The sequence below is a fragment of the Pseudomonas sp. B21-035 genome, from assembly GCF_024748945.1.
GTDB lineage: Bacteria > Pseudomonadota > Gammaproteobacteria > Pseudomonadales > Pseudomonadaceae > Aquipseudomonas.
Window position 1 is genome coordinate 2,461,870 of record NZ_CP087179.1, and the last position, 25,465, is coordinate 2,487,334.

Annotated in this window: 23 protein-coding genes; 9 read left to right on the top strand and 14 right to left on the bottom strand. The window is 63.6% G+C overall.

Translation table 11 applies throughout. From position 1 onward, the window contains the following. Positions 1–43: 43 nt before the first annotated feature. On the bottom strand, positions 44–1,096 hold the full coding sequence (locus tag LOY22_RS11505; RefSeq protein ID WP_258597535.1) for a Gfo/Idh/MocA family protein: 1,053 nt from the start codon (positions 1,094–1,096) through the stop codon (positions 44–46). Between the two features lie 83 nt (positions 1,097–1,179). Here LOY22_RS11505 and LOY22_RS11510 point away from each other — a divergent pair, with 83 nt between their 5' ends. Then, entirely contained in the window at positions 1,180–2,124 is a 945-nt protein-coding gene (locus LOY22_RS11510; RefSeq protein WP_093383788.1) for a LysR family transcriptional regulator, read from the top strand. 522 nt (positions 2,125–2,646) lie between these two features. On the opposite strand, the gene LOY22_RS11515 is transcribed toward LOY22_RS11510, so the two are convergent. After that, positions 2,647–3,078, bottom strand: coding sequence for a hypothetical protein (locus LOY22_RS11515; RefSeq protein ID WP_045196835.1), 432 nt, complete (start codon positions 3,076–3,078; stop codon positions 2,647–2,649). Between the two features lie 172 nt (positions 3,079–3,250). Here LOY22_RS11515 and LOY22_RS11520 point away from each other — a divergent pair, with 172 nt between their 5' ends. Further along, positions 3,251–3,538: a hypothetical protein gene (locus LOY22_RS11520; protein ID WP_045196837.1), complete on the top strand. Its 288-nt coding sequence runs from the start codon at positions 3,251–3,253 to the stop codon at positions 3,536–3,538. Between the two features lie 9 nt (positions 3,539–3,547). Here LOY22_RS11520 and LOY22_RS11525 read toward each other — a convergent pair whose 3' ends face one another. Continuing rightward, positions 3,548–4,036 carry a DUF2938 domain-containing protein gene (locus LOY22_RS11525; RefSeq protein WP_258597536.1) on the bottom strand — a complete coding sequence of 163 codons (489 nt, stop codon included), beginning with the start codon at positions 4,034–4,036 and terminating at the stop codon, positions 3,548–3,550. A 75-nt stretch (positions 4,037–4,111) separates the two neighbouring features. Here LOY22_RS11525 and LOY22_RS11530 point away from each other — a divergent pair, with 75 nt between their 5' ends. Then, positions 4,112–4,747 carry a metalloregulator ArsR/SmtB family transcription factor gene (locus tag LOY22_RS11530; RefSeq protein ID WP_213601543.1) on the top strand — a complete coding sequence of 212 codons (636 nt, stop codon included), beginning with the start codon at positions 4,112–4,114 and terminating at the stop codon, positions 4,745–4,747. Here LOY22_RS11530 and LOY22_RS11535 read toward each other — a convergent pair. Beyond that, positions 4,744–5,994, bottom strand: a complete 1,251-nt coding sequence (locus LOY22_RS11535; RefSeq protein ID WP_258597537.1) for an aspartate aminotransferase family protein — start codon at positions 5,992–5,994, stop codon at positions 4,744–4,746. The two genes, LOY22_RS11530 and LOY22_RS11535, sit on opposite strands and share 4 nt — an antisense overlap. Positions 5,995–6,073: 79 nt before the next feature. After that, positions 6,074–6,991: a LysR substrate-binding domain-containing protein gene (locus LOY22_RS11540; protein ID WP_045196844.1), complete on the bottom strand. Its 918-nt coding sequence runs from the start codon at positions 6,989–6,991 to the stop codon at positions 6,074–6,076. Between the two features lie 150 nt (positions 6,992–7,141). On the opposite strand from LOY22_RS11540, the gene LOY22_RS11545 reads away from it, so the two are divergent. The 3 genes from LOY22_RS11545 to LOY22_RS11555 all read left to right on the top strand — a co-directional run bounded on the left by LOY22_RS11545 (position 7,142) and on the right by LOY22_RS11555 (position 10,698). Beyond that, entirely contained in the window at positions 7,142–8,632 is a 1,491-nt protein-coding gene (locus LOY22_RS11545) for an aldehyde dehydrogenase family protein (protein WP_258597538.1), read from the top strand. A gap of 49 nt (positions 8,633–8,681) precedes the next feature. Continuing rightward, entirely contained in the window at positions 8,682–10,091 is a 1,410-nt protein-coding gene (locus tag LOY22_RS11550) for an amino acid permease (protein WP_195883836.1), read from the top strand. A gap of 109 nt (positions 10,092–10,200) precedes the next feature. After that, a complete protein-coding gene (locus LOY22_RS11555) occupies positions 10,201–10,698 on the top strand; it encodes a PaaI family thioesterase (protein ID WP_045198503.1) in 498 nt (165 codons plus the stop codon). Here LOY22_RS11555 and LOY22_RS11560 read toward each other — a convergent pair. The 4 genes from LOY22_RS11560 to LOY22_RS11575 form a co-directional block, all read right to left on the bottom strand. Beyond that, complete coding sequence (locus tag LOY22_RS11560; protein ID WP_258597539.1) at positions 10,695–12,011, bottom strand: alginate export family protein; 1,317 nt, start codon at positions 12,009–12,011, stop codon at positions 10,695–10,697. The two genes, LOY22_RS11555 and LOY22_RS11560, sit on opposite strands and share 4 nt — an antisense overlap. A gap of 108 nt (positions 12,012–12,119) precedes the next feature. Continuing rightward, positions 12,120–13,268, bottom strand: a complete 1,149-nt coding sequence (locus tag LOY22_RS11565) for a M14-type cytosolic carboxypeptidase (RefSeq protein WP_258597540.1) — start codon at positions 13,266–13,268, stop codon at positions 12,120–12,122. A gap of 49 nt (positions 13,269–13,317) precedes the next feature. Further along, a complete protein-coding gene (locus LOY22_RS11570) occupies positions 13,318–13,830 on the bottom strand; it encodes a DUF4880 domain-containing protein (protein ID WP_045198509.1) in 513 nt (170 codons plus the stop codon). Positions 13,831–14,275: 445 nt separating this feature from the next. Continuing rightward, positions 14,276–14,608, bottom strand: a complete 333-nt coding sequence (locus LOY22_RS11575) for a DUF6124 family protein (RefSeq protein WP_045198511.1) — start codon at positions 14,606–14,608, stop codon at positions 14,276–14,278. 89 nt (positions 14,609–14,697) lie between these two features. On the opposite strand from LOY22_RS11575, the gene LOY22_RS11580 reads away from it, so the two are divergent. Beyond that, on the top strand, positions 14,698–15,399 hold the full coding sequence (locus tag LOY22_RS11580; RefSeq protein WP_258597543.1) for a LexA family transcriptional regulator: 702 nt from the start codon (positions 14,698–14,700) through the stop codon (positions 15,397–15,399). A gap of 51 nt (positions 15,400–15,450) precedes the next feature. Here the strand turns inward: LOY22_RS11580 and LOY22_RS11585 are convergent, their stop codons facing one another. The 4 genes from LOY22_RS11585 to LOY22_RS11600 all read right to left on the bottom strand — a co-directional run bounded on the left by LOY22_RS11585 (position 15,451) and on the right by LOY22_RS11600 (position 21,124). After that, a complete protein-coding gene (locus tag LOY22_RS11585) occupies positions 15,451–17,406 on the bottom strand; it encodes an acetyl/propionyl/methylcrotonyl-CoA carboxylase subunit alpha (protein WP_093383750.1) in 1,956 nt (651 codons plus the stop codon). Then, a complete protein-coding gene (locus tag LOY22_RS11590; RefSeq protein WP_045198517.1) occupies positions 17,403–18,221 on the bottom strand; it encodes a gamma-carboxygeranoyl-CoA hydratase in 819 nt (272 codons plus the stop codon). The genes LOY22_RS11585 and LOY22_RS11590 overlap by 4 nt, the downstream gene beginning before the upstream one ends. A gap of 2 nt (positions 18,222–18,223) precedes the next feature. Further along, positions 18,224–19,828 carry a carboxyl transferase domain-containing protein gene (locus LOY22_RS11595; RefSeq protein ID WP_045198519.1) on the bottom strand — a complete coding sequence of 535 codons (1,605 nt, stop codon included), beginning with the start codon at positions 19,826–19,828 and terminating at the stop codon, positions 18,224–18,226. Between the two features lie 132 nt (positions 19,829–19,960). Continuing rightward, the gene (locus LOY22_RS11600) at positions 19,961–21,124 is read right to left on the bottom strand and encodes an isovaleryl-CoA dehydrogenase (RefSeq protein ID WP_045198521.1); all 1,164 of its coding nucleotides are present in this window, start codon (positions 21,122–21,124) and stop codon (positions 19,961–19,963) included. A gap of 269 nt (positions 21,125–21,393) precedes the next feature. Between LOY22_RS11600 and LOY22_RS11605 the strand changes: the two genes are divergently transcribed. Continuing rightward, positions 21,394–23,067: an AMP-binding protein gene (locus LOY22_RS11605; protein WP_258597545.1), complete on the top strand. Its 1,674-nt coding sequence runs from the start codon at positions 21,394–21,396 to the stop codon at positions 23,065–23,067. A 58-nt stretch (positions 23,068–23,125) separates the two neighbouring features. Here LOY22_RS11605 and LOY22_RS11610 read toward each other — a convergent pair whose 3' ends face one another. Further along, positions 23,126–23,287 (bottom strand): hypothetical protein, encoded by a 162-nt coding sequence (locus LOY22_RS11610; protein ID WP_176794266.1) that lies wholly within the window; start codon positions 23,285–23,287, stop codon positions 23,126–23,128. 140 nt (positions 23,288–23,427) lie between these two features. On the opposite strand from LOY22_RS11610, the gene LOY22_RS11615 reads away from it, so the two are divergent. Continuing rightward, positions 23,428–25,452, top strand: coding sequence for an alpha-1,4-glucan--maltose-1-phosphate maltosyltransferase (locus tag LOY22_RS11615; protein ID WP_258597547.1), 2,025 nt, complete (start codon positions 23,428–23,430; stop codon positions 25,450–25,452). Positions 25,453–25,465 lie beyond the last annotated feature (13 nt).

Consider the following 25,465-nt stretch of genomic DNA (forward strand, 5'->3'; position numbering starts at 1 on the left):
CCGTTTGTTGTTGTTATGGAGCGGTAGGACTGGATAAAAGGCTTCAGAGGCTGTCGGTGTCGACGATCTGCCCGCTGCGCGCGGCGCTGCTGATGGCTTCGACGATCTGCAGGTTGCGCAGGCCGTCGCGCACGCTCACCAGCGGCGCTTGTTCGCCACGCACCACCTGGCAGAAGTGCGCCAGCTGGCGGGCCAGCGGGTCGGCGCTTTGCAGCGGCGCCACGGCGGTGCTGAAGGGTTTCCACCATGAGCGCTCGGCAGATTGCTCGTAGTACTTCAGGCGCATGGTCGGGATCGACAGCGTGCCCTGAGTGCCGCAGATCACGTAGCAGTCTTCGTCGGCGTAGCTGGGGTAATCGGGGTTCTCCCGCGCGGTCTGCTCCCAGCTGCGGGCGCAGGCGGCGGTGTCGCAGAGCATGAAGGTGCCGAGGGCGCCGTTGGCAAAGCGCAGGCTGATGGCGACGCTGTCTTCCACGGCAAAGCCACGGGTGGCGCTGGAAGCCTGGGCCTGCACGGCGACGATCTCGCCGCACAGCGAACGCAGGTTGCCGATCTCGTGGATCATGTTGATCAGCACCGGCCCGCCGCCGAGCTGCCGGCGCCAGGGCGCGGCGTCGAAATAGTCGTCGGGCTTGTAGAACAGCGCGCTGCCCATCACCGCTACCAGGTTGCCGAGCAAGCCTTCGCCGATTACCTCGCGGGCCTTGGCGAGGATCGCGCTGTGGGCACGGTGATGGCCGACCAGCAGCCGCGCACCCGTTTGCTCGGCGATCGCCAGCAGGCGCTTGCCTTCCTCCAGGGTGTGGGCCACGGGTTTTTCGATCAGCGCGGCAACGCCGTGGTCGACGCAGGCCAGGGCGCCTTCGACATGCAGGTGATTGGGCGTAGCGAGGATCACCCCGTCCGGGCGCTGCTCGGCAAACAGTTGCTCAAGTGAAGGGTAGAGGGCAACGCCGTGGCTGGCTGCCAGCTCGGCGGCGGCCGGGGCCGGGTCGATCAGGGCGGCCAGTTCGCACTCGGCGCTGGCCTGGATCAGTTCGATATGCCTGTGGCCAATCAGGCCGGCACCGGCAACGGCAATGCGAAGTTTGTTCATGGCGCTCTCGTTATTGTTATGCGGACCGCGGCAGCGGTTTTGTGAGAGGCTAATAAAAAACTCCCAGGAGATAATCGGGCCAGATGAAGAATCAGAATGCGCTATTAGCGAATAATGAACCGCTGCTGCGCGACCTGCAGTTGTTCTGCGAAGTGGCGCGCCGCTCAAGCTTCATCGCCGCCGCCACCGAGATCGGCCTGTCGCCGGCGCATGTCAGCAAGCGCATTGCCACCCTCGAGACCTTGCTGGGGGTCAAGCTGTTCAACCGCACCACGCGGCGGGTGAATATCACCAGCGACGGCGAGGCGGCGTTCATCTGGGCGCAGAAGATTCTCGAGAACGTCGAGTCGATGCTTGAGTCGTTGTCCGCTGCCCACAGCGAGCCGCGCGGCACCCTGCGTATCAGCACCAGCCTGCGCCTGGGCCGCGAGCACATCGCGCCGATCTTGTCGCTGTTGCGCAAGCGTCACCCGACCCTGGATATCTGGCTGGAACTGCTCGACCGCCGGGTCGACCTGATTGGCGAGAACTTCGATATCGACATCCGCGTCGGCGAGGTGCAGGAGAAACACCTGATCGCTCACCGCATTGCCGAGAACAAGCGGGTGCTGGCGGCATCGCCGGATTACCTGGCGCGGCGCGGCCCGGTGCGGGTACCGGCGGAACTGGCCCAGCACGATTGCCTGCTGTTTCGCAGCCGCGACGACCGCTTTGGCGTGTGGCGACTGGTCGGCCCGGGCGGGCCGGAAACGGTCAAGGTCACCGGGCCCATGGCCGCCAACCACAGCGATATCGTCCGCCAATGGGCGATGGACGGGCACGGCATCATCATGGCTTCGTACTGGGACGTGGCCGCCAGCTTGCAGGAGGGGTCGCTGGTCAGGGTGTTGCCGGCATATCACCAGCCGGCGGATGTCTGGGCGGTGACGGCGGCGCGTTCGGGTAGCTCGGCGAAGGTCCGCAGTTGCGTGGCGTTCTTGCGTGAGCAACTGGCGCAGGGGCCGTTTGCGCTGGCGGTGGGTGGCTGAGGGGCATCGCGGGCAGGCCGTCGCCGCATCGCCGATCCCACAGGTGCTGTACAGGCCTGGAAGTGTGGTAGTAACTGTCTTAAGAAGCTTGCAAGTATTGGGGCAGCCAGGCTGTGTTTGAGCTGATCCATTTGATGATGAGGCGCTGCCGGCGCCTTCCGCCCTTACGGCGGGTCACTTTTGCTTGGCGGCAAAAGTAACCAAAAACGCCCTGTCCCTTCATCGGCCCTGCGCTGCGCTCCGGGTTCCCTCCTTCCACCCTTGCTCCCGTGGGGGCGCGCCGAAGGGCCGTCCCTGGCCCTACGGCGCTCGCCGGCCATCCATGGCCGTCGCCCCACTACGCAAGGGTTCCACTCGGCCTTCTGCAAGGGACGATAGGTGGCGTCTGCAATTACGTACATCTAGAAGCAAAGGTGAGGTGTGAGCAGCATCGCCAATGGATCAGCTCGCGCCTCTAAAAGCCTACGCTACCTGTGGGAGTCGGCCTTGCCGGTGATGGGCTGCACAAGCAGCCCCAAGCACTCAATCGCCGGCTTGGACCTGCAGCATCCACTGCCCGTCGATTTCACGCACCAGGCCGCTGGCCAGGAACAGCGGCAGCAGGCGCTTGTGCAGCTGCGGTTCAACAAAACCTTTCACTGCGCTCAGGTCCAGCGCACCCAGCGCCGGCAGGTCGGCCTTGGTGTACGAAAGCCAGGCCTTCTTCAGTGCATTGAGCACATCGCTGCCCGCGGTGTTGGCAAAGCGCCGGTTGAGCGTCTGGCCGTCGAGCACGAAGGTGTGCTGGTACTCGTAGCCCGTTTCGTCACCGCCGCTGGTGCGGCAGCGGATACAGGTGCAAGGCCCGTCGCCGAAGGCTTTTTGCAGGTAGTTGTTGAAATCCACCACGGGCTTGAGCCCCAGGCGCTTATCGACCTCGAACATGTCCGAGGTCAGGTTCTGTTCAGCACTCAATGTCATTCCTCTGACAGGTTTTACCGGGGGGCACAATACCAGCCGGGGCGGGCCGAGGGTACCTTCGTGCGTCGCCTCGTCGATAGGCGCGGGCTTTTTCCGGGCCGCTCCATTACCCTATGCGCCCGTGAGCGTCAGCAGACGCCGATAGAATTGTCGTTGGAGTTCGACCATGTACAACTACACAGCCACCGTAACCGTCAGCGACGACCTGCATGCAGACGTTGAAGCGGTGGAAAACGTTGCAATTCGGGTGGGTCTTGAAGCCGTTACCGAGACGCTGAAGAAGGTCCACTTTGTCGGTGCCCTGGCCGCTCCGGACAAGGCGACGCACATCTGCGTGACCCTCGATAACGGCCTGAGCTACTACGGCCCGATCGTTAACGGCCATGCCGAGCTGGAAGGCGGCTGGATCGCCTTTGAATGCGACATGCTTACTCCGCAAGAACTGGGCCTGTAATCCGTTGGGCTACAGCACGCCAGCCCAGAACAACCCGGCCAGGTACAAGGCCACGCCAAACACCCCATGGGCCAGCAGGCTGCGTGCCCGCGCCACATTCGGCTTGGGGGTTTTCGAGGCAAAGACACCGGCGCCCATGCCGGGCTGCATGATCAGGTAGGGCGCCGCCACGGTCGCCAGGCCAAGCACAAATGCTGGCATAAACCGTGGCTGTTGCGCCCACTCCAGCCCGCAAAGGGCGAGCAGCAAAGCGGCGAACATCACCCCGATTAGGTAATGCGCACTCCAGCCGATCAGCCGTTCGTTGGCCAGCGCAGGCGCCTTGGCGATGCTCTGATGGGCGAACTGCCCGCGCGGCATATGGCCAATCCAGCGGCCGACCAAGCCCCAGTTCGGCCCGGCCATGCCCAGCACGCGCAACTGGAACAGCGACCAGAGATCGGCAATGGCGGTGGCCGTTACGCCAATCAGTATCGCAAGGGTCAATCCTTCAAGCATGGCGTACTCCTTTTAATAACATTCAATAGATTGATTGAATGATTGGCCAATGCTACCTTGCTGTCAATGACTGATATGAAAACCCAACAACACCAGCAGATTGCCGAGCTGGCGCGGACCCTTGGCCACGCCCATCGTCTGAATCTGCTCGAACAGATGGCGGGCGGTGAGCTGGCCGTCGAGCAACTGGCTCAGCAGTGCCAGCTGTCGGTGGCCAACGCCTCCCAGCACCTGCAGCACTTGCGTCGCGCCGGCTTCGTGCAGACCCGCCGTGATGGCAAGCGCGTGCTCTACCGGCTCAGCGCCGGGCCGATCACCGAGGTGCTGGCGGCGCTCGGGCAATTGGCCGCGTTCAACCGTGCGGCGATCCGCGAGCTGATGAGCGATAGCCTGAGTGCGCCTGAACAGCTGGAAGGGATCAGCAGGGAAGAGCTGCTTGAGCGTTTGCAGGAGCACAGCGTGACCCTGCTCGATGTGCGCCCGGCCGAGGAATTTGCCCAAGGGCACTTGCCGGGGGCGATCAATATTCCATTCAGCGAATTGCAGCAGCGCCTGGGTGAGCTGCCGGCCAGCCAGGAAGTGGTCGCCTATTGCCGTGGGCCCTGGTGCGTGTTTTCCCGCGATGCGGTGACGGCCCTGAAAGCCGGGGGCTTCAAGGCGCGTCATTACCTTGCGGGCGTTGAGCAGTGGCCCGGGCCGCTGCAGGGTTAAGCCAGCTCGCCAAGGCAGCGCTCGAGGATATCAAGGCCTTCTTCCAGCACCTCAGGCTCGATGGTCAGCGGTGCCAGCAAGCGGATGATGTGCCGCGCCTTGCCGCTGGGCATCAGCAGCAGGCCGGCGCTCCTGGCAGATGCCAGCAGGTGTGCCAGCTGCGCCGTGGCCGGACTGCCATTGGCGTTGACCAGCTCGATGCCACGCATGGCGCCGGTGCCGGTCAGGCGGCCCAGGTAAGGTGAAAGTTTGTTGGCCTGCCAGCGTTTGAAGCGCCTGAGCAGCGCCGCTTCCTGCTGCTCGCCCCAGGTTGCCAGGTTGGCATCGCTCATTTCATCCAGGGTGGCCAGCGCGGCGGCGCAGGCTATAGGGTTGCCGGAGTAGGTACCGCCCAGGCCGCCTTTGGGCAGGTTGTCGACCAGCGCCTTGCGCCCGACCACCGCGCCCAGCGGCATGCCGCCGGCAATACTCTTGGCCAGCAACAGCAGGTCCGGCTCGATGCCCAGGCGCGGGAAGGCGAAGCGCTGGCCGGTGCGGCCAAAACCCGACTGGATTTCATCGATGATGAGCAGGATCCCGTGCTGGTCGCAGAAGCTGCGCAAGGCCTGGGCGAACGCAGGTTCCATAGCCAGGAAGCCGGCCTCGCCCTGCACCGGTTCAAAGATGAAGGCGGCCACGTCATTGACGTCGATCTCGACGCTGAACAGGCGCTGCATGGCCTCGAGCGCCTGCTCGGTGCTCACCCCGGTGTCCTGGCTGGGGAAGGGCAGGTGATACACCGGCCCCGGCAGCACGCCGACGCGCTGCTTGTAGGGGGCGACCTTGCCGTTGAGGTTGAGGGTCGCCAGGGTGCGGCCATGAAAGCCGCCGTCAAAGGCGATGATCGCAGTCTTGCCGGTGGCACCGCGAGCGATCTTCAGGGCGTTTTCTGCAGCTTCCGCACCGCTGTTGGTGAGCATGCCACTGAGCGGGTAAGACACTGGCACGAACTGCGCCAGCCGGTGCATCAGCTCGATGTAGGGCTCATGCCCGGCGGCGTTGAAGGCGTAGTGGGTCAGGCGCGTGGCCTGCGTCTGGATGGCGGCGACAATTCGCGGGTGGCAGTGGCCCAGGTTCAACACGCCAATACCGCCGACAAAATCAATATAACGTTTGCCGTCGGTGTCCCAGACTTCCGCGTTTTTACCGTGTGACAGTGTAATAGGGTGAACTACGGAAATAGACTGGCTGATAGTTTCGTGACTCATTTGCCCGCGGCCTCGCTGCAGTTTCTTATTATCTAAGCGAGCCGCGGTTATTCAGTGCAAACGAAATAAAGGATTGCAATCATTCCTTCAATTCCGGAACTTGCCCGCCACTGCCCACGCGCTCAACGATCCACTCGACAAAGGCGCGGACCTTGGGCACCTCGGCGGCATGCTCGGCGTGGGCGATAAAATGCGAGCCCTCGCTGGTTTTCGGGTGGTTCCAGGGGATCGCCAATTTGCCTTCGGCCAGCTCCTCGGCCACCAGATAACGCGGGACAAGGGCGATGCCGCAGCCGGCCTGGGCGGCGCGGATGCACATGTAGAAGGTGTCGAAGCGTGGGCCGTGGTAACTGTTCTGGCTGTGCAGGCCCTGGCCGAGAAACCACTCATGCCAGGCCTCGGGCCGCGAGGTGCACTGCAGCAGGCGGTGTTCGGTGAGTGATTCGGCACTGTCGAAGTGCTGCCGGGCCAGCAGGTCCGGGGCGCACACCGGCACCACCTGCTCCTTGAACAGCTCGATGCAGGTTGCCCCGGGCCAGGTGCCCTGGCCGAAAAAGAAGGCGATGTCGGCCTTGGCCTGAACCAGGTCGAAGGGCTCCAGTTCGTTGCGGATGTCCAGGTGAATACGCGGATGGCGCTCGCCGAAGCCCTTGAGGTTGGGCACCAGCCAACGCTCGCCGAAGGTCGGCTGGGTGGCGATGCGCAGCACTTCGGTCTCGCCGCCATAACTGAGGATGTAGCGGCTGGACATGTCCAGTTGCACCAGGATCTTGTTCACCTCGGCCAGGTACAGGGCGCCGGCCGGGGTCAGGTGCAGGCGCCGGCGGATGCGCTGGAACAGCGGGTGCGAGAGCATCTCTTCAAGCTGCGCGACCTGCTTGCTCACCGCGCTCTGGGTCAGGTGCAGCTCTTGGGCTGCACGGGTAAAACTCAGGTGCCGGGCGGCGGCTTCGAAGCACTGCAGGGCGGTGGTGGAGGGCATCAGGCGTTTGGACATGGGCGGGGTCAACCTGGCGAAAAAGAGATGAGGTCATTCCGTTACGGAATCATGTGCTTCTAAAAGGTCGTTTGTGAGCAGCGGCCCTATAGATTAATACTGACCTGCATCAACGATTTCAACCCGTATCCGCTGTAGGAGAATAATAAGATGGTTGCTGAACTACTTACCCGTTTGGGCGTGCCTGAAAGTTTATATAACGGCGGCACTCATGCTGTTTTTACGCCCATCGACGGCAGCCAGATCGCAGCGCTTATCCTGGAAGACAAAGCGGCGGTAAGCCGTCGTATCGACGCCGCCCATGGGGCCTTCTTGCGCTGGCGTGATGTGCCGGCGCCACGGCGTGGCGAACTGGTGCGGCTGTTCGGCGAAGTGCTGCGTGAGCACAAGGCTGCACTCGGCGAGCTGGTGTCGATCGAAGCCGGCAAGATCACCCAGGAAGGTCTGGGCGAAGTGCAGGAAATGATCGACATCTGCGACTTCGCCGTCGGCCTGTCGCGTCAGCTCTATGGCCTGACTATCGCCTCCGAGCGCCCGGGCCACCATATGCGTGAAACCTGGCACCCGTTGGGCGTGGTTGGAGTGATCAGCGCCTTCAACTTCCCCGTCGCGGTCTGGGCCTGGAACACCACCCTGGCATTGGTGTGCGGCAACGCCGTGGTCTGGAAGCCGTCGGAGAAAACCCCGCTGACCGCGCTGGCCTGCCAGGCGCTGTTCGAAAAAGCCCTGAAAGCCTTTGGTGATGCGCCAGAAGGCCTGAGCCAGTTGATCATCGGTGATCGTGAGGCCGGCGAAGCGCTGGTCGACGATCCGCGCGTGCCGCTGGTTAGCGCCACCGGCAGCACCCGCATGGGCCGTGAAGTCGGCCCGCGGGTGGCTGCACGTTTCGGCCGCAGCATCCTCGAACTGGGTGGCAACAACGCGATGATTCTTGCACCGAGTGCCGACCTGGATCTGGCCGTGCGCGGCATCCTCTTCAGCGCCGTCGGTACTGCTGGCCAGCGCTGCACCACCTTGCGCCGGCTGATCGTCCATCGCTCGATCAAGGACGAAGTGGTTGCTCGGGTCAAAGCCGCCTATGCCAAGGTTCGTATCGGCGACCCGCGCAAGGACAACCTGGTCGGCCCGCTGATCGACAAGGCTTCGTTCGAAGGCATGCAGGACGCTTTGGCGCGCGCCCGCGATGAAGGCGGCCAGGTGTTTGGCGGTGAGCGGCAGATTCAGGACCAGTACCCGAATGCCTACTACGTGGCCCCGGCGATCGTCGAGATGCCTGGCCAGAGCGCCGTGGTTCGTCATGAAACCTTTGCACCGATCCTCTACGTGCTGGCCTACGACGAGTTCGAAGAAGCCCTGCGCCTGAACAACGAAGTGCCGCAAGGCTTGTCGTCGTGCATCTTCACCACCGACCTGCGCGAAGCCGAGCGCTTCCAGAGCGCCGCGGGCAGTGACTGCGGGATTGCCAACGTCAACATTGGCACCAGCGGTGCGGAGATTGGCGGGGCGTTTGGCGGTGAGAAGGAAACCGGCGGTGGCCGTGAGTCGGGCTCGGATTCGTGGAAGGCCTACATGCGCCGGCAGACCAATACCGTGAACTATTCCCGCGAGCTGCCGTTGGCGCAGGGGATTGTCTTCGACTGACCCGCGATAAGTACACCACCGTACAAGAACAAGCAGTAGAGGGTTACCCATGGCATCGCTACAACAAAAGAAACAGCGTTCGCTGCAACACGGTCTGACCTCGCGCCAGGTGTCGATGATCTCCATTGCCGGGATCATCGGCGCCGGGCTGTTCATTGGCTCGTCAACGGCCATCGCCACCGCCGGGCCGGCCATTCTGATTTCCTACACCATGACCGGCCTGCTGGTGCTATTGGTGATGCGCATGCTCGGGGAGATGGCCATCGCCAACCCCAACAGCGGCTCGTTCTCCACCTACGCCAGCCAGGCCATCGGGCCCTGGGCCGGGTTTACCATCGGCTGGCTGTACTGGTGGTTCTGGGTGCTGATCATTCCGGTCGAGGCGATTGCCGGTGCCGATATCCTGCATGCCTACTTCCCCGGCGTGCCGTCGTGGCTGTTCGCCTTTCTGATCATGATCGTGCTGTCGGGCACCAACCTGATCAGCGTGAAGAACTTCGGCGAGTTCGAGTACTGGTTCGCGCTGATCAAGGTCATTGCCATTCTTGCCTTTATTGGCGTCTGCACCCTGGCGGTGTTCGGCTTCTGGCCACTGGCCGAAGTCTCCGGCGTGCAGCAACTGTGGGCCACTGGCGGCTTCATGCCCAACGGCTTTGGCGCGGTGCTCGGCGGCGTGCTGGTGACCATTTTCTCGTTCTTCGGCGCCGAGATCGTCACCATCGCCGCCGACGAAACGTCCAACCCCAAGGACAAGATCCGCAGGGCCACCAACCTGGTGGTGTACCGCATCGCGATCTTCTACATCGTCTCGATCTTCTTCATCGTTTCGCTGGTAGCCTGGAACGACCCGGGCCTCAAGGCCGTTGGCTCGTTCCAGCGCGTGCTGGAAGTGCTCAACGTGCCGGGCGCCAAGCTGATGGTCGACCTGGTGGTGCTGGTGGCGGTGACCAGTTGCATGAACTCGGGGCTTTATACCGCCTCGCGCATGCTCTACTCGCTGGGCTCGCGGGGCGAGGCGCTGAAGATGACCAAGCGTATCTCCGGCAATGGCGTGCCGACCGTGGCGGTGATTCTCTCGACCTTCGCAGGCTTTGCCGGTTGCCTGGTCAACTACGTGTTCCCGGGCAAGGTCTTCGGCTTCTTGCTCTCGACCACCGGCGCCATCGCCTTGCTGGTGTACCTGGTGATTGCTGTGTCGCAGCTGCGCATGCGCGCCATCACCGATCGCCAGGGCACGGAGCTTGCGTTCAAGATGTGGCTGTTCCCGTGGCTGACCTGGCTGGTCATCGGCCTGATTACCCTGGTGCTCGGCTACATGCTGATCAGCCCGGCCTACCGCTATGAAACCCTGATGACCGCGGGGGTGACCCTGGCCATCCTGCTGATCTCGCTGACCCGCCGTAAAACACCGGCCAGCGAGCCGGCCGGCAGCCCGTCGGTATCGGCCAAAGGCCTCTAGCGCGGCGCTTGGCACGGCAAAAGCCCATGACCGGTTCATGGGCTTTTTCGTTGTCCGGCGTTACTATCGGCGTTGCTTTCCCTTTAAAAAACAGACAATCAGGAAGCCTATGAGTACCCAAGCCTTATCCCTGCAGGAACTGGCCGCCCCCGAAGGCGTCTGCTACGGCTGTGGCTGTTCCCACCCCAGCGGCCTGCACCTGAAAAGCCACTGGGACGCCGACGGTATCCACCTGCTGTGCCGGCACTCGCCCGACAGCACCTTCCTCGGCTGGCCGGGGCTGGTCTATGGCGGTTTGCTGGCGATGCTGGTCGACTGCCATTCGAACTGGACCGCCATGGCCTACCACTACCGCGCCGAAGGCCGCGAGCCGGGCAGCCTGCCGCGTATCGACTGCGTCACCGGCCAGCTCAACCTGACCTACCTGAAACCCACGCCGATGGGCGTCGAGCTGCTGCTCAAGGCCCGGGTCGAGGGTGAAGTGGGGCGCAAGAGCCGGGTGATCTGCGAAGTCTGGGCCGACGACGTGCTGACCGTCAGCGCTGACTCGGTGTTCGTCCGGGTCGACACCGAAAAGCTCAAGCACAAGGCCCACGGCACCGCTTAAAACGGCACGGCAATGGTCAACTGGCTGTAGACGTTGGTGCCATTGCCGCCAACCTGGTTGCCGCCGTCATCGCTGCTCTTGCGCGGCTGGTACAGGCCCAGCAGCGGGCTGATGATCAGGTGCTCGCTGACTGCCCATTCGGCGTACAGGTCCAGCTCGCGGCCGTCGAGGTTCAGCGTGCCGCGCTCGTGCAGGGTCTTGTAGTTGAACAGCAGCACGCCCAGGGTCAAGGCCTCCACAGGCGTGGCCTTGAGGCCGACAAAGTGCACGTCGTTGTTGCTGTTGAACGGGCCTGAATAGTTGCCCGTGACCTCGCCCTGGAACCAGGTGCCGTAGCCGCGGTTCATGCCGTTGAACATCGAGTCCCAGCCTTCGGAATAGTGGCTGTAGCGGTAGGTCAGGTCCGGGCGCCAGGGCACCTCGGCAAAGGTGTAGCCGGCTTCGGCGTACCAGGCTTTCTCCGGCCCTGCGTGCTTGTTTTGCCAGGCATATTCGAAGGCGAAATGCGCGTTCTCGACCCCAGCATCACCGGCGCCGCGCAGGCTGTAGATGTCCATGCCTTCACGTTGTTTCTGGAACTCGCTGGCATAGCGATCATCGACATTCAGGCCGCGAATGTAAGTCAGTTCCAGGGTGCCGGGGGCAGCGCTGTAGGCCAGGGTGCCGGCGGCCAGTTCGCTGTTGGCCTGGGCGCGGTTGTCCGACTTCATCCACAACAGGCTGCCATGCAGGCCATCCTTGGCGCCCAGGCGCAGTACTGCGGTCTTGTCGAAAGCATGGCGGGCGGCCAGATAATAGGCGCCGCCGCGATTGAGCTCGCCGTCGGCCGGGCCCTTGCCGAAGTTCAGGCCGTCGTCGTTGATGATGAAGCCATCGCCGAGGGTGATGACCTGGCGACCGAACGACAGGTCCAGGCCATCCTCGCCCAGTGCCGGGATCAGTTTGCCCGAGCGCCAGCCGGCGAAGGCTTCGTCGAATTTAGTCGTGCGTTCGCTGCCATCGCTGATGCCGGCAGCATCGCCGTCGCCCCAGGTCGCCGAGCTGACCAGGTTGGCGGTGCCATAAACCGTGCCCAGTTCGCCCAGGCGCTGGTCGGCGCTCAAGCCATATTTGATAAAGCCTTCGCGCCAGGTCGAGCCGCCTGGGGTGTCGTCGTAATTCTTGCGGCTGTTGAACAGGCCGTACACGGCGAGGAAGTTGGCGTTCAGGTGGGTGTCGTCATCGGCATACAGCTCAAGTGCCTGAACCGGGGGCAGGGCCAGCAGCAGGCTGAGGCTGGTGCCCTTGAGCAAATGGGGGAGGCGGGTGGTCATGGCGCAGGTTCCCTAAAGGAGGCGTTGGTGGCCGCCATTTAGGGTTCGAAGGCCCCGGCAGGTCTTTGCTTTGCCTGCCAGGGCGGTTGATCCTGCTCGCCAGCAGGTTTAGCGCAGGGTAGCGGCCATCTTCGCGAACACGTCGAGCACGGCGCTGGCCAGGTCCTTGCTGCGTTGGCCGTTCCAGCCGGTTTCGGCGTTGGGCGCGTCGTCGTGGTCTTTGAACGGCATCTCAAGGGTCAGCGACAGGCAGTCATGGGCCTGGCCGACGCTGTTGCAGGCCAGGGTCATATTGGCCTGGCCAGGGGCGGAGCGCGGGTAGCCATGGACCTGCTGGAAGTCCACGGTGCGCTTGCACAGGCTGTCGCGGAAGGTGGTTTCCAGGGCAGCGATACGCGCGTTGTAGCCGGGGTTGCCTTCGCAGCCGGCGGTGAACACGTGGGGGATTTCTTCGTCGCCGTGCACGTCGAGGAACAGGTCGACGCCGTGCAGCTTCATCTGCTGCTGGGCGAAGAATACCTCCGGGCTCTTGTCGATGCTCGCATCCTGCCAGGCGCGGTTCAGGTCCTGGCCCTTGGCGTTGGTGCGCAGGTGGCCGTGGATGGCGCCGTCGGGGTTCATGTTCGCGATCAGGTACAGGTCGGCTTCCTGCAGCAAGGCCCGAATCGTCGGGTCATTGTCTTGCAGGCGGTCGATCACCCCTTCCATGAACCACTCGGCCATGTGCTCACCCGGGTGCTGCTGGGCGATGATCCACAGTTTGCGCTTGGTTGCGGCGCCGTCGCCGGCGCGCAGCAACTGGATGTCACGGCCTTCGACGCTGCGGCCGGTGGCCAGCAGTTCAACGCCAGGCAGGCTGGTGGCGCGTTCAATCAACTGATTGTGGCGCGCGCGCGGGTAGGGCTCGAAATAGGCAAACCAGGCCTGGGGCTGTTCGGCCTTGAGGCTGAATTCGAGGGCCTTGCCGTCGAAAGTGGTGGGCACCCGGAACCACTGTTGCTGGTCGTAGGAGGCCACGGCCTGGTAACCGCTCCAGGCCTCGTGGTAGGACGAGGCACCGGCGTTTTCCAGGACAAAACCATGGGTCTGGCCCGGGGTCAGCCCCGCAGCCTTGAAGTGGAACCACTGGAAGTGCTCGCTGCGGGTGTCGGGGCGGATATCCAGGCGCACCCGTGCAGGGTCACTGGCATCCTTGACGAGGATGTTGCCGGAATCGAAATCGCAGTCGATGTGCAGGGGGGACAGCGTCACGGTCATCACCAGGCTCCATGTAGAGTTGTTGTGGCAACTACTCTACACGCCTGGCTCAGGACCAGAAACCGATCGCTGCCAATGCCGCCAGGCCCAGGCCGATGGCCACCGAGCAACCGCCCAGCGACAGCGCGGCGCGTGGTTGCCGGTACCAGCCGTCCTCGCCCAGTTGGCGCGCCGGAGCCAGCAGCGAGCGCCAGCGCAGCTCGGTGGCGTGGAACGCCTCGCGGTGTGCCGGGGCGCTGTCTAGCCAGCGGCGAAAATCGATGCGTTCGCTGGCCGTCACGTCCGGGCTTTGCAGGCGTACGTACCACTGGCCGGCGATGCTCGCCAGGGCGTCGCGCTCTTCGCGGGCAATCTGCAGCGCCTGGTTCATGTGGCGCTCGACAGTGATGGCCGGCAGGTCGAGGCGCTCGGCAATGCTGGCGAACGACAGTTGATCGAGGCGGCTGAGGAGGAATACCTGTTGAACGCGGCGCGGCAGCTTTTTCAGGCGCTGCAGCAGGGCATCGTCCGCCAGATGGTGGGAAAGGGGATTGTGTTCAAGGGGCAGCAACAGACGGGTCATGTACAAGCTCCTTGCTGGTCGGTGGAGTGGGGGCGTCTTCCTTGACGCTGCAACAGCTTATTCGTAACGAGATTGATTCTCAAGTGCTAATTCCGCAAAGCGCTGTTACAACCATTCACTGTGCGACATTCATTTGCTATCATCGCGGCCATTCAAGCAACACCCATCTTCATTAGCCTGAAGACCAAAAAAAAGACCCGGCAAAAAGCCGGGTCAAAAACCGTGATTAGCCTGATGAGGAGATAATCTGAGAGTCCGACCTAAGGGCTTTCAGTTTATCCAACCAGTCTCGCGACCAGTTGTGAGCAATAATAATCGTTATCATTTGCAAGTCAAATGAATTTTCTGTCATTGCGTAAAAACTTTTACGCAGTGCGCTCCCTCCTGACCGGCGGACACCAGCACCCGCCTTCGGTCGACTCCCACGTAACGTTCTGCAACAGGCTCAGGAATGCTCCTGATTGGCTGCCGTGCGCTCGAGCATGGCCCTGGCCATGTTGATCATGTGCATCGACGCCAGCGCCAGGTCGCGCGGTACGCCTTGCATGCCGTCAGCCGATTCGTAGGCGGTGGCGGCAGCGCAGCGCAATATATTGCTGGCATGGGCGGTGGCCTGGGCGCTGCTGAGGCCCTCACGGGCGACCAGCAGCGGCTCGTCGGGGCCAAAGGTCACCGGTGCCGGGTTGAGGTAGTAATCCAGCGCGCGCCGGGCGGCATCACTGTTACTTAATGCTTCGGAATCAAGGCTGAGGTCCGTTTCAGGGGATATCGGTTTCATGCGTCTGCCTGCTGTTTGGGTAAGCGATGAAAGGTGTTGGCAGATATTAATACGCTCTGTAGTTATGACTATTGTTTAAATACTACAATATGTGTATTGAGCGCCAGAAGGCAGTCCGTATCGTGCCAGCGATGGATAAATGGACTGACCTGGTTAAAGCCAGGATGCGTGAACTGAAAGTCACGCAGGAAAATCTCGCCGAACGCATCGGAGTCACCCAGGGCGCCGTGGGCCACTGGCTGCGCGAGGAGCGCGAGCCGAAACTGCGGGTGCTCAACCAGATTCTGGTGGAAGTGGGGCTGCCGCCGCTGCAGATGGTTTTCCCCAATCAGGTGTCGGAAAGCAACGGTTCCTACACGGTATCGGGCAACCCGACTACTGTGGCTGGCGCCGATGGCCTACAGCACGAACTGTATTTTCGCTACCCGATTCTGGCCTGGGGCAATCTTGACCCGGTTGAGGTGGCCGATGACACGCCGTTGCAGTCAACCGACTATAAAGCGCAGGGGCGGGCGTTCTGGCTCAGGGTCGAAGGCGACGCGATGACCGCGCCGTTGGGCTTGAGCGTGCCGGAGGGCATGCTGATCCTGGTCGATACCGGGCTTGCGGCCGAACCCGGCAAACTGGTGATCGCGCGTTCGCCAGGCAGCACGGCAACGAGTTTTCGCCAGTTGAGCGAGGAGGGCGGCCAGCGCTACTTGCGCCCGCTCAACCCGACCTATCCCAAGGCCTTGTGCAACGAGCAGTGTGAGTTGCTGGGGGTGGTGGTGCAGGCATTGGTCAAGTTTTGAGCTGAATCTCATCGCGAGGCAGGCGACCCGACTTGCCCCGCGATGAGGCCCTCAAGCCTCGTCCAGCTCCACCAGCACAGCCCCTTCACTGACCATCTCGCCTTCCTGGCAGAACAGCGCCTTGACTGTCCCGGCATGGGGCGCGCGGATGCTGTGTTCCATCTTCATGGCTTCCAGCACCACCAGCTGCGTGCCAGCTTCCACCGCCTGGCCAACCTCCACCAGCACCCGTACGATGCTGCCGTTCATTGGCGCGCCAAGGCCGCCCTGATGGCTGTGGCTGGCATCGGCCTCGGCAATCGGGTCGTAGCGGTTGACGCTGTGCAGCTCGCCGTCCCATTGCAGGTACAGGGTCTGGCCACGGCGGATTGCCAGGTGCCGGCGGCGCAGGCCGTCTTCGTCGATCAGTAGCTGCTCGCCGTCCAGGGTCAGCTTCGATGCATCCGCCTGAGTCAGGTTGATGACCCGAGCTTCACCGTTGCAGGTCAGGTGCAGGCTGACCTGCGCCGGCACGCCGGCACGAAAGCCGTTGTTGGCGGCCCACGGCGAGTGACGGTCATCGTCACGCGGTCGCAGCGGCTGACTCTGGATGAAGGCCTCGGCCGCCGCCTGCCAGAACGCCGCCGGCAAGGCTTGCGGTGCCGGTAGCAATTGTTCCTGATAACGCGGGATGAAACCGGTATCCAGCTCGGCCTCGGCAAATGCCGGGTGGGCGAGGATGCGCCGCAGAAAGGCGATATTGGTTTTCAGCCCGCCGATGGCAAACTCGTCGAGCATCGCCAGCAAGCGCAAGCGCGCCTGCTCGCGGGTTTCGCCCCAGGCGATCAGTTTGCCGAGCATCGGGTCATAGAACGGCGAGACGTCGTCGCCTTCGCTGACGCCGCTGTCCACCCGTCGGCCTTCGCCCGGCGCCGACTCGCGGTACAGCGCCAGGTGGCCGGTGGCCGGGAGAAAGTCATTGGCCGGGTCTTCGGCATACAGGCGCACTTCGATGGCATGGCCGTTGAGCGGCACCTGCGCCTGGGTGATTGGCAATGGCTCGCCACAGGCGACGCGGATCTGCCAGGCGACCAGGTCCAGGCCGGTGATCGCTTCGGTGACCGGGTGCTCGACCTGCAGGCGGGTGTTCATCTCCATGAAGAAGAACTCGCCGCGGGCATCGAGCAGAAACTCCACGGTACCGGCACCGACATAGCCGATGGCCTGGGCCGCCTTGACCGCCGCTTCGCCCATGGCCTGGCGCTGGGCGCTGCTCAGGCCCGGGGCAGGGGCTTCTTCGACGACCTTCTGGTGCCGGCGCTGGATCGAGCAGTCGCGCTCGTTGAGGTACAGGCAGTTGCCGTGCTGGTCGGCGAACACCTGGATCTCTACGTGGCGCGGCTTGAGCACGTATTTTTCCACCAGCATGCGCGCATCGCCGAACGACGACTGCGCTTCACGCTGGGCCGAGGCCAGGGCTTCGCCGAGCTGGCTTTCGTGCTCGACCACCTTCATGCCTTTGCCGCCGCCGCCAGCGGTAGCCTTGAGCAGCACCGGGTAGCCGATTTTCTCGGCGGCGGCGCGGAAGGTTTCCAGGTCCTGGGCTTCGCCGTGATAACCCGGCACCAGCGGCACGCCGGCCTGTTCCATCAGGGCCTTGGCCGCCGACTTGCTGCCCATGGCATCGATGGCGCTGGCCGGTGGGCCGAGGAAAATCAGCCCGGCCTGCTCGATGGCGCGGGCAAAGCCTGCGTTCTCGGACAAAAAGCCGTAGCCGGGGTGGATCGCCTGGGCGCCGCTGGCTTTGGCCGCGGCCAGCAGCTTGTCGATGTCCAGGTAGCTGTCAGCGGCCTTGGCGCCGCCGAGGTCGACGCGAATGTCAGCTTCGCGGCTGTGCCGCGCTTCACGGTCGATGGCGCTGTGCACGGCCACAGTGGTCAGGCCCAGGGCCTTGGCGGTGCGCATCACCCGGCAGGCGATCTCGCCGCGGTTGGCGACCAGCAGGGTGGTCAACGGGGTGCGGCTCATGGGCGCGGCTCCTTGTGCGACGGTTGGCCCTGCCAGGCCGGGCTGCGTTTTTCCAGGAAGGCGCGCAGGCCTTCCTGGCCTTCAGGGCTGACGCGAATGCGGGCGATGGCGTTTTCGCAGTAGCGGCGGATGGCCGGGGTCAGCTCGCCGGGGCCGACTTCACGCAGCAGCTCCTTGCTGGCACGCATGGCCTGCGGGCTGTTGAGCAGCAGGTTGTCGATCCAGTTGTCGACCTGCTGTTCCAGCTCGGCGGCCGGGTAGGCTTCGGCCAGCAGGCCCAGCTCACGGGCGCGCTCACCGCTGAAGCGTTCGGCGGTGAGGGCGTAGCGGCGTGCGGCGCGCTCGCCCATGGCCTGGACCACGAACGGGCTGATCACCGCTGGCGCCAAGCCGATGCGCACTTCCGACAGGCACAACTGCGCGTCACTGGCGCCAATGGCCATGTCGCAGCAGCTGATCAGGCCCAGGGCGCCACCAAAGGCTGCGCCTTGCACCACCGCCAGGGTCGGCACCTTGAGCCGCGCCAGGTTGTACATCAGCTCGGCCAGCTCGCGGGCGTCGTCAAGGTTGGTGTTGTAGTCCAGTTGCGCCGACTGCTGCATCCAGGCCAGGTCGGCACCGGCGCTGAAGTGCCGGCCACGGCCGCGCAGCAGCACGAAACGCAGGCTGCTGTCGGCGCCGATATGGTCGATGGCGATGATCAGCTCGCGGATCATCTGCGCGTTGAAGGCGTTGTTCTTGTCTTCCCGGCTCAGCCACAGGGTGGCGAAACCACGGGGGTCCTTGATCAGTTCAAGGGTAGTGAAGTCGCTCATGGTCACATCCGGAAAATGCCGAAACGGCTCTGTTCGATCGGTGCGTTGAGGGCCGCGGACAACGCCAGGCCAAGGATCTCGCGGGTTTGCGCCGGGTCGATGACGCCGTCGTCCCACAGCCGGGCGCTGGAGTAGTAAGGGTGGCCCTGGTGCTCGTACTGGTCGAGGATCGGCTGCTTCAGACGCGCTTCGTCTTCGGCGCTGAAGGCCTGGCCGCTGCGCTCGCTCTGCTCGCGCTTGACCTGGGCGAGCACGCCGGCGGCCTGTTCGGCGCCCATCACGCCGATCCGTGCGTTTGGCCACATCCACAAGAAGCGCGGGTCGTAGGCGCGGCCGCACATGCCGTAGTTGCCGGCGCCAAAGCTGCCGCCGATGATCACGGTGAACTTCGGCACCTGGGCGCAGGCCACCGCGGTGACCAGCTTGGCGCCATGCTTGGCGATGCCACCGGCCTCGTACTTCTGGCCGACCATGAAGCCGGTAATGTTCTGCAAGAACAGCAGCGGGATGCCGCGCTGGCAGGCCAGTTCGATGAAGTGCGCGCCTTTTTGCGCAGCTTCTGCGAAGAGGATGCCGTTGTTGGCCAGGATCGCTACCGGATACCCGTGCAGGTGGGCAAAGCCGCACACCAGAGTGGTGCCGAACAACGCCTTGAACTCATCGAATACCGAGCCGTCGACCAGCCGCGCAATTACCTCGCGCACATCGAACGGCTGCTTGGCATCGGCCGGCACCACGCCGTACAGCTCTTCACTGCTGTACAGCGGCGCCACCGGCGCGCGCTGCTGCAACTCGCCGAGCTTGTGCCAGTTGAGGTTGGCCACGCAGCGCCGGGCGATGGCCAGGGCGTGTTCGTCGTTGTCGGCATAGTGGTCGGCGACGCCGCTGGTTTTGCAGTGTACGTCGGCGCCGCCGAGGTCTTCGGCGCTGACCACTTCGCCGGTGGCAGCCTTGACCAGCGGGGGGCCGGCAAGAAAGATCGTCGCCTGCTGGCGGACCATGATCGCTTCGTCGGCCATGGCCGGCACATAGGCCCCGCCGGCGGTGCACGAGCCCATGACCACGGCGATCTGGGGAATGCCGAGGGCGCTCATGTTGGCCTGGTTGAAGAAGATCCGCCCGAAGTGCTCGCGGTCGGGGAACACTTCATCCTGGCGCGGCAGGTTGGCGCCACCGGAGTCCACCAGGTACAGGCACGGCAGGCGGTTCTGCAGGGCGATGGCCTGGGCGCGCAGGTGTTTTTTCACCGTTAGCGGGTAGTAGGAGCCGCCTTTGACCGTGGCGTCGTTGGCGACGATCATGCATTCGACGCCTTCGACCCGGCCAATGCCGGCGATCACGCCTGCGGCCGGGACGTCTTCGCCGTACACCTCATGGGCGGCCAGCTGGCCGATTTCAAGGAACGGCGAACCTGCGTCGAGCAGGCGGTCGATACGTTCGCGTGGCAGCAGTTTGCCCCGCGAGGTGTGTCGCTCCTGGGCCTTGGGCCCACCGCCCTGGTGCACCTGGGCGATCAGGCTGCGCAAGGCGTCGACCTGGTTCGCCATGGCGGCGTAGCTCTGCGCGAACTCTGCTGACTTCGGATTGATGTGAGACTTGATGATCATTGTGGTTCCTCACGCAGAATCAAGCGACAAGCTTCAAGCTGCAAGACTGATCTGTGTTATGGCGGCAGTCGCGAGCCGTCAGCACTGCGCGGGCTGCATCGACTTGCCGCTTGTAGCTTGCTGCTAAGCGCTTCAGCGCGTCTCTTGGAAGAGTTCGCGGCCGATCAGCATCCGGCGGATCTCACTGGTGCCGGCGCCGATCTCGTAGAGCTTGGCATCGCGCAGCAGGCGGCCGGCCGGGAATTCGTTGATGTAGCCGTTGCCTCCCAGAATCTGGATCGCCTCAAGGGCCATCTGGGTGGCGCGCTCGGCGGTGTAGAGGATGACCCCGGCGGCGTCCTTGCGCGTGGTTTCGGCGCGGTCGCAGGCCTGGGCCACGGCGTACAGGTAGGCGCGGCTGGCGTTGAGCTGGGTGTACATGTCGGCGATCTTGCCCTGGATCAGCTGGAACTCGCCGATGCTCTGGCCGAACTGCTTGCGGTCGTGGATGTAGGGCACCACCAGGTCCATGCAGGCCTGCATGATCCCGGTCGGGCCGCCGGAGAGCACCACGCGCTCGTAGTCCAGGCCGCTCATCAGTACTTTGACGCCGCCGTTGAGCACGCCGAGGATGTTCTCTTTGGGTACTTCGACGTTGTCGAAGAACAGCTCGCAGGTGTTCGAGCCGCGCATGCCCAGCTTGTCGAACTTGTTGCTGCGGCTGAAGCCTTTCCAGTCGCGTTCGACAATAAAGGCGGTGATGCCGTGGGCGCCTTTGTCGAGGTCGGTCTTGGCGTAGATCACGTAGGTGTTGGCGTCCGGGCCGTTGGTGATCCAGGTCTTGCTGCCGTTGAGGACGAAGTGGTCGCCGCGCTGTTCGGCGCGCAGTTTCATCGATACCACGTCGGAACCGGCATTCGGCTCGCTCATGGCCAGGGCGCCGATGTGCTCGCCACTGATCAGCTTGGGCAGGTACTTGGCTTTCTGCTCGGCGTTGCCGTTGCGGTTGATCTGGTTGACGCAGAGGTTGGAATGGGCGCCGTAGGAGAGGGCGACCGAGGCCGAGCCGCGGCTGATTTCTTCCATGGCCACCACGTGGGCCAGGTAGCCCAGGCCGGCGCCGCCGTATTCTTCACTGACGGTGATGCCCAGCAGGCCCATGTCACCGAACTTGCGCCACATGTCGGCGGGGAACAGGTTGTCCTGGTCGATCTGCGCGGCGCGCGGCGCCAGCTCTGCGGCGACGAAGGACTGCACCTGGTCGCGAAGCATGTCGATGGTTTCGCCCAGGGCGAAGTTCAGGGTCGGATAACGCATGCGGGCACCTATTGTTGATTGTTCTTGGATTAAGGGTGCTTGTGCTGGCCTCATCGCAGGTTATGCCCGCTCCTACAGTTCTTTGTGGGAGCGGGCTTGCCCCGCGATAGCCTCACAACACAAACCCTGTTTGTCAGTAACCTTTACGTTAACGTAAACCTGCCATCGTTAGCTGTCAATCTCGCCATGACCTTTACGTTAACGTAAATATGCGCCAGAGTAAGTCGCGCTTGAATCAGCTCCCAGAACAACCACAAAAAGGGACCGCCATGAATCAACCGAGCTATACCCAGGGCCGTCAGGACAAGCCGTTGCTGGCCATGACCATCGGCGAGGCATTCGACCAGACGGTCGCCCGCTTTGCCCAGCGCGAGGCGCTGGTGGTGCGACATCAGCAGCAGCGCTACACCTGGCAGACGCTGGCCGCCAGCGTCGACCTGCATGCCCGCGCGCTGATGGCGCTGGGGCTGAAAACCGGCGATCGCTTAGGCATCTGGGCGCCCAATTGCGCGCAGTGGTGCATTGCCCAGTTCGCCAGCGCCAAGATCGGCGTGATCCTGGTCAACATCAACCCGGCGTATCGCACCAGCGAGCTTGAATACGTGCTCAAGCAGTCGGGCTGCCAGTGGCTGATCAGCGCCGGTGCCTTCAAGACTTGCGATTACCACGCCATGCTTGGCGAGCTGCTGCCCAACCTCGCCCAGCAAGCGCCAGGGCAGCTACGCAGCGAACGCCTGCCGCAGCTGCGCGGGTTGATCAGCCTTGATGCCCAGCCGCCAGCAGGCTTTCTGCCCTGGGAGCGCCTGGCCTGGCTGGCCAGCGAAACCGACCCGGCCGACTTCCAGGCCCGTCAGCACAGCCTGCAGTTCGACCAACCAGTGAACATCCAGTACACCTCCGGCACCACCGGCTTCCCCAAGGGCGCGACCCTCAGCCACTACAACATCCTCAACAACGGCTACATGGTCGGCGAGAGCCTGGGCCTGAGCGAGCACGACCGCATGGTGATCCCGGTGCCGCTGTACCACTGCTTCGGCATGGTCATGGGCAACCTCGGCTGTGTCACCCATGGCAGCACCATGATCTACCCCAACGACGCCTTCGATCCGCTGCTGACGTTGAACTGCGTCATCGAGGAGAGGGCCACCGCCCTGTATGGCGTGCCGACCATGTTCATCGCCATGCTCGATCACCCGCAGCGTAGCGAGATGGACCTGTCGACCCTGCGCACCGGGATCATGGCCGGCGCCACCTGCCCGATCGAGGTGATGCGCCGGGTGATCGGCGAGATGCACATGAGCGAGGTGCAGATCGCCTACGGCATGACCGAAACCAGCCCGGTGTCGTTGCAGACCGGCGCCGATGACGACCTTGAACTTCGCGTGACCACGGTAGGGCGGACCCAGCCGCAGCTGGAAAGCAAGATCATCGATGAGCAGGGCTGCATTGTGCCGCGCGGGCAGATCGGCGAGCTGTGCACCCGCGGTTACAGCGTGATGCTCGGTTACTGGGGCAACCCGGCGGCCTCCAGCGAAGCCATCGATCCGGCCGGCTGGATGCACACCGGCGACCTCGCGAGCATGAACGAGGCCGGCTATGTGTGCATCGCCGGGCGCAACAAGGACATGATCATTCGCGGCGGTGAGAACATCTATCCGCGCGAGCTGGAAGAGTTCTTCTTTACCCACCCGGCGGTGGCGGATGTGCAGGTGATCGGCATACCCGATGAGCGTTATGGCGAAGAGATCGTCGCCTGGATCAAGTTTCACCCCGGCCACAGCGCCAGCGAGATCGAACTGCAACAGTGGTGCAAGAGCCGCATTGCCCACTTCAAGGCCCCGCGCTACTTCCGCTTTGTCGATGAGTTTCCGATGACGGTGACCGGCAAGGTGCAGAAGTTCAGGATGCGCGAGATCAGCATTGAAGAGCTGATCAAACGCTGATTTTTCGCGGGGCAAGCCCGCTCCTAGATATTGTAGGAGCGGGCTTGCCCCGCGATGTCTACGCTTTCACCGGCGGCTCTTTACTCGGCGGGTCGCCCACGGTGGGCGGCACCGTCGGTTGCACCGGCACCTCATCAGGGTCCTGCTCTGGCACCGGCGGTGGCAGTGTCGGGTCGTCGATATTCGGATCGGGCGTTTCAGCCGGGATGGGAATGTTCATGGCCTGACCTCGCAACGGGGTTGTGGATGGCATGCTCAGGGTTTCGACTCCGGGCCCGGCCAATCGCTCATTTTTTTTGAACCCCGGGCCGCGCCCCCGCTCTGAACCTTTACCGCCACTTCATAACGGAGCAACGTTCGATGACCCGCGATGAGCCCTTCGAAACCGACCGTATGACTGCGGCTAGCGACCACCCGGACCAGGCCCTGAGCCTGTCCCAGGCCTTGCTCGAACCACGGATCGTGATCGAGAACACCGTGCCGGTGCTTGATGGCGGGCTGTTTGCGGTCAAGGCGGTGGTCGCTGAGCCGGTGCAGGTCAGCAGCAAGGTTTACGCCGATGGCCATGACGCCCTGGCGGTGATGCTCAACTGGCGCCAGGCCCACAGCCGGCGCTGGCACTGCGTGCCGATGCAGTTTGCCGGCAATGACCTGTGGCAGGCCGAGTTCACTGTCAGCGAGCAGGGCCGCCACTTGTTCAGCATCGAGGCCTGGATTGACCCGTTCGCCACCTATTGCCACGACCTGGAGAAGAAATTCAACGCAGGCGTCGCGGTGCCCCTGGAGCTGCAGGAAGGGCTGCTGCAGATCGAGCACAATATCGGTCGCAGCAACGGCCCCCTGCGTGACCAGCTGCAGGCCCTGTACCAGCACCTGCCCGGTTTGCCCGTCGATGAGCAGGTGGCCTTGCTGCTGCACCCGGACACCGCCGTTCTGATGGCCGAGGCCGAGCACCGTACCTACCTCAGCCGCAGCCCTGAATACCCGCTGGATGTCGAACGCATCCAGGCCCGGTTCGCCAGTTGGTACGAGCTGTTTCCGCGCTCGGTCACCGACGACCCCGAGCGGCACGGTACCTTCAATGACGTGCACCAACGCTTGCCGATGATCCGCGACATGGGTTTTGACGTGCTGTACTTCCCGCCCATCCACCCGATCGGTGTGCGCCACCGCAAGGGCCGCAACAATGCCTTGCAGGCCGAGCCCGGTGACCCCGGCAGCCCTTATGCGATTGGCGGCGCCGAAGGCGGGCACGAGGCGATTCACCCGCAACTGGGCAGCCGCGAGGATTTTCGCCGGCTGGTGGCCGCCGCCGCCGAGCACGGCCTGGAAATCGCCCTGGATTTTGCCATCCAGTGTTCCCAGGACCACCCCTGGCTCAAGGAGCACCCGGGCTGGTTCTCCTGGCGCCCGGACGGCAGCATCCGCTATGCCGAGAACCCACCGAAAAAGTACCAGGACATCGTCAACGTCGACTTCTATGCCGCCGATTCGGTACCGGCCCTGTGGCTGGCACTGCGCGATGTGGTGGTGGGCTGGGTCAAGGAGGGGGTCAAGACCTTTCGCGTCGACAACCCGCACACCAAGCCCTTGCCGTTCTGGCATTGGCTGATCGCCAATGTGCGCAGCCAGTACCCGGACGTTATTTTCCTCGCCGAGGCCTTCACCAAGCCTGCGATGATGGCGCGCCTGGGCAAGGTCGGTTACTCCCAGAGCTACAGCTACTTCACCTGGCGCAACACCAAGGCCGAGCTGCAAAGCTACTTCGAGGAGCTCAACCAGCCGCCGTGGTGCTACTGCTACCGGCCGAACTTCTTCGTCAATACCCCGGACATCAACCCGTACTTTCTGCATGAATCGGGGCGCGCCGGCTTCCTTATTCGCGCCGCGCTGGCGGCCATGGGCTCGGGCCTGTGGGGCATGTACTCAGGGTTCGAGCTGTGCGAGGCGACGCCGGTGCCAGGCAAGGAGGAATACCTGGATTCGGAGAAGTACCAGATCCGCCCGCGCGACTTCAGCCAGCCAGGCAATATAATCGCCGAAATCGCCCAGCTCAACCGTATCCGCCGGCAGAATCCGGCCTTGCACACCCACCTGGGCGTGGCTTTCTATAACGCCTGGAACGACAACATCCTGTACTTCGGCAAACGCACTGCCGAGCGCGACAACTTCATCCTCATCGCCGTCAGCCTCGACCCGCACAACGCCCAGGAGGCGCACTTCGAACTGCCGTTGTGGGAGCTGGGCCTGGACGACCATGCCGACACCTTCGGCGAAGACCTGATGAGCGGCCATCGCTGGACCTGGCATGGCAAGACCCAATGGATGCGCATCGAGCCCTGGCACCTGCCGTTCGCTGTCTGGCGTATCGAAAAAGCCCACTAGAAAGGAGTCGAGC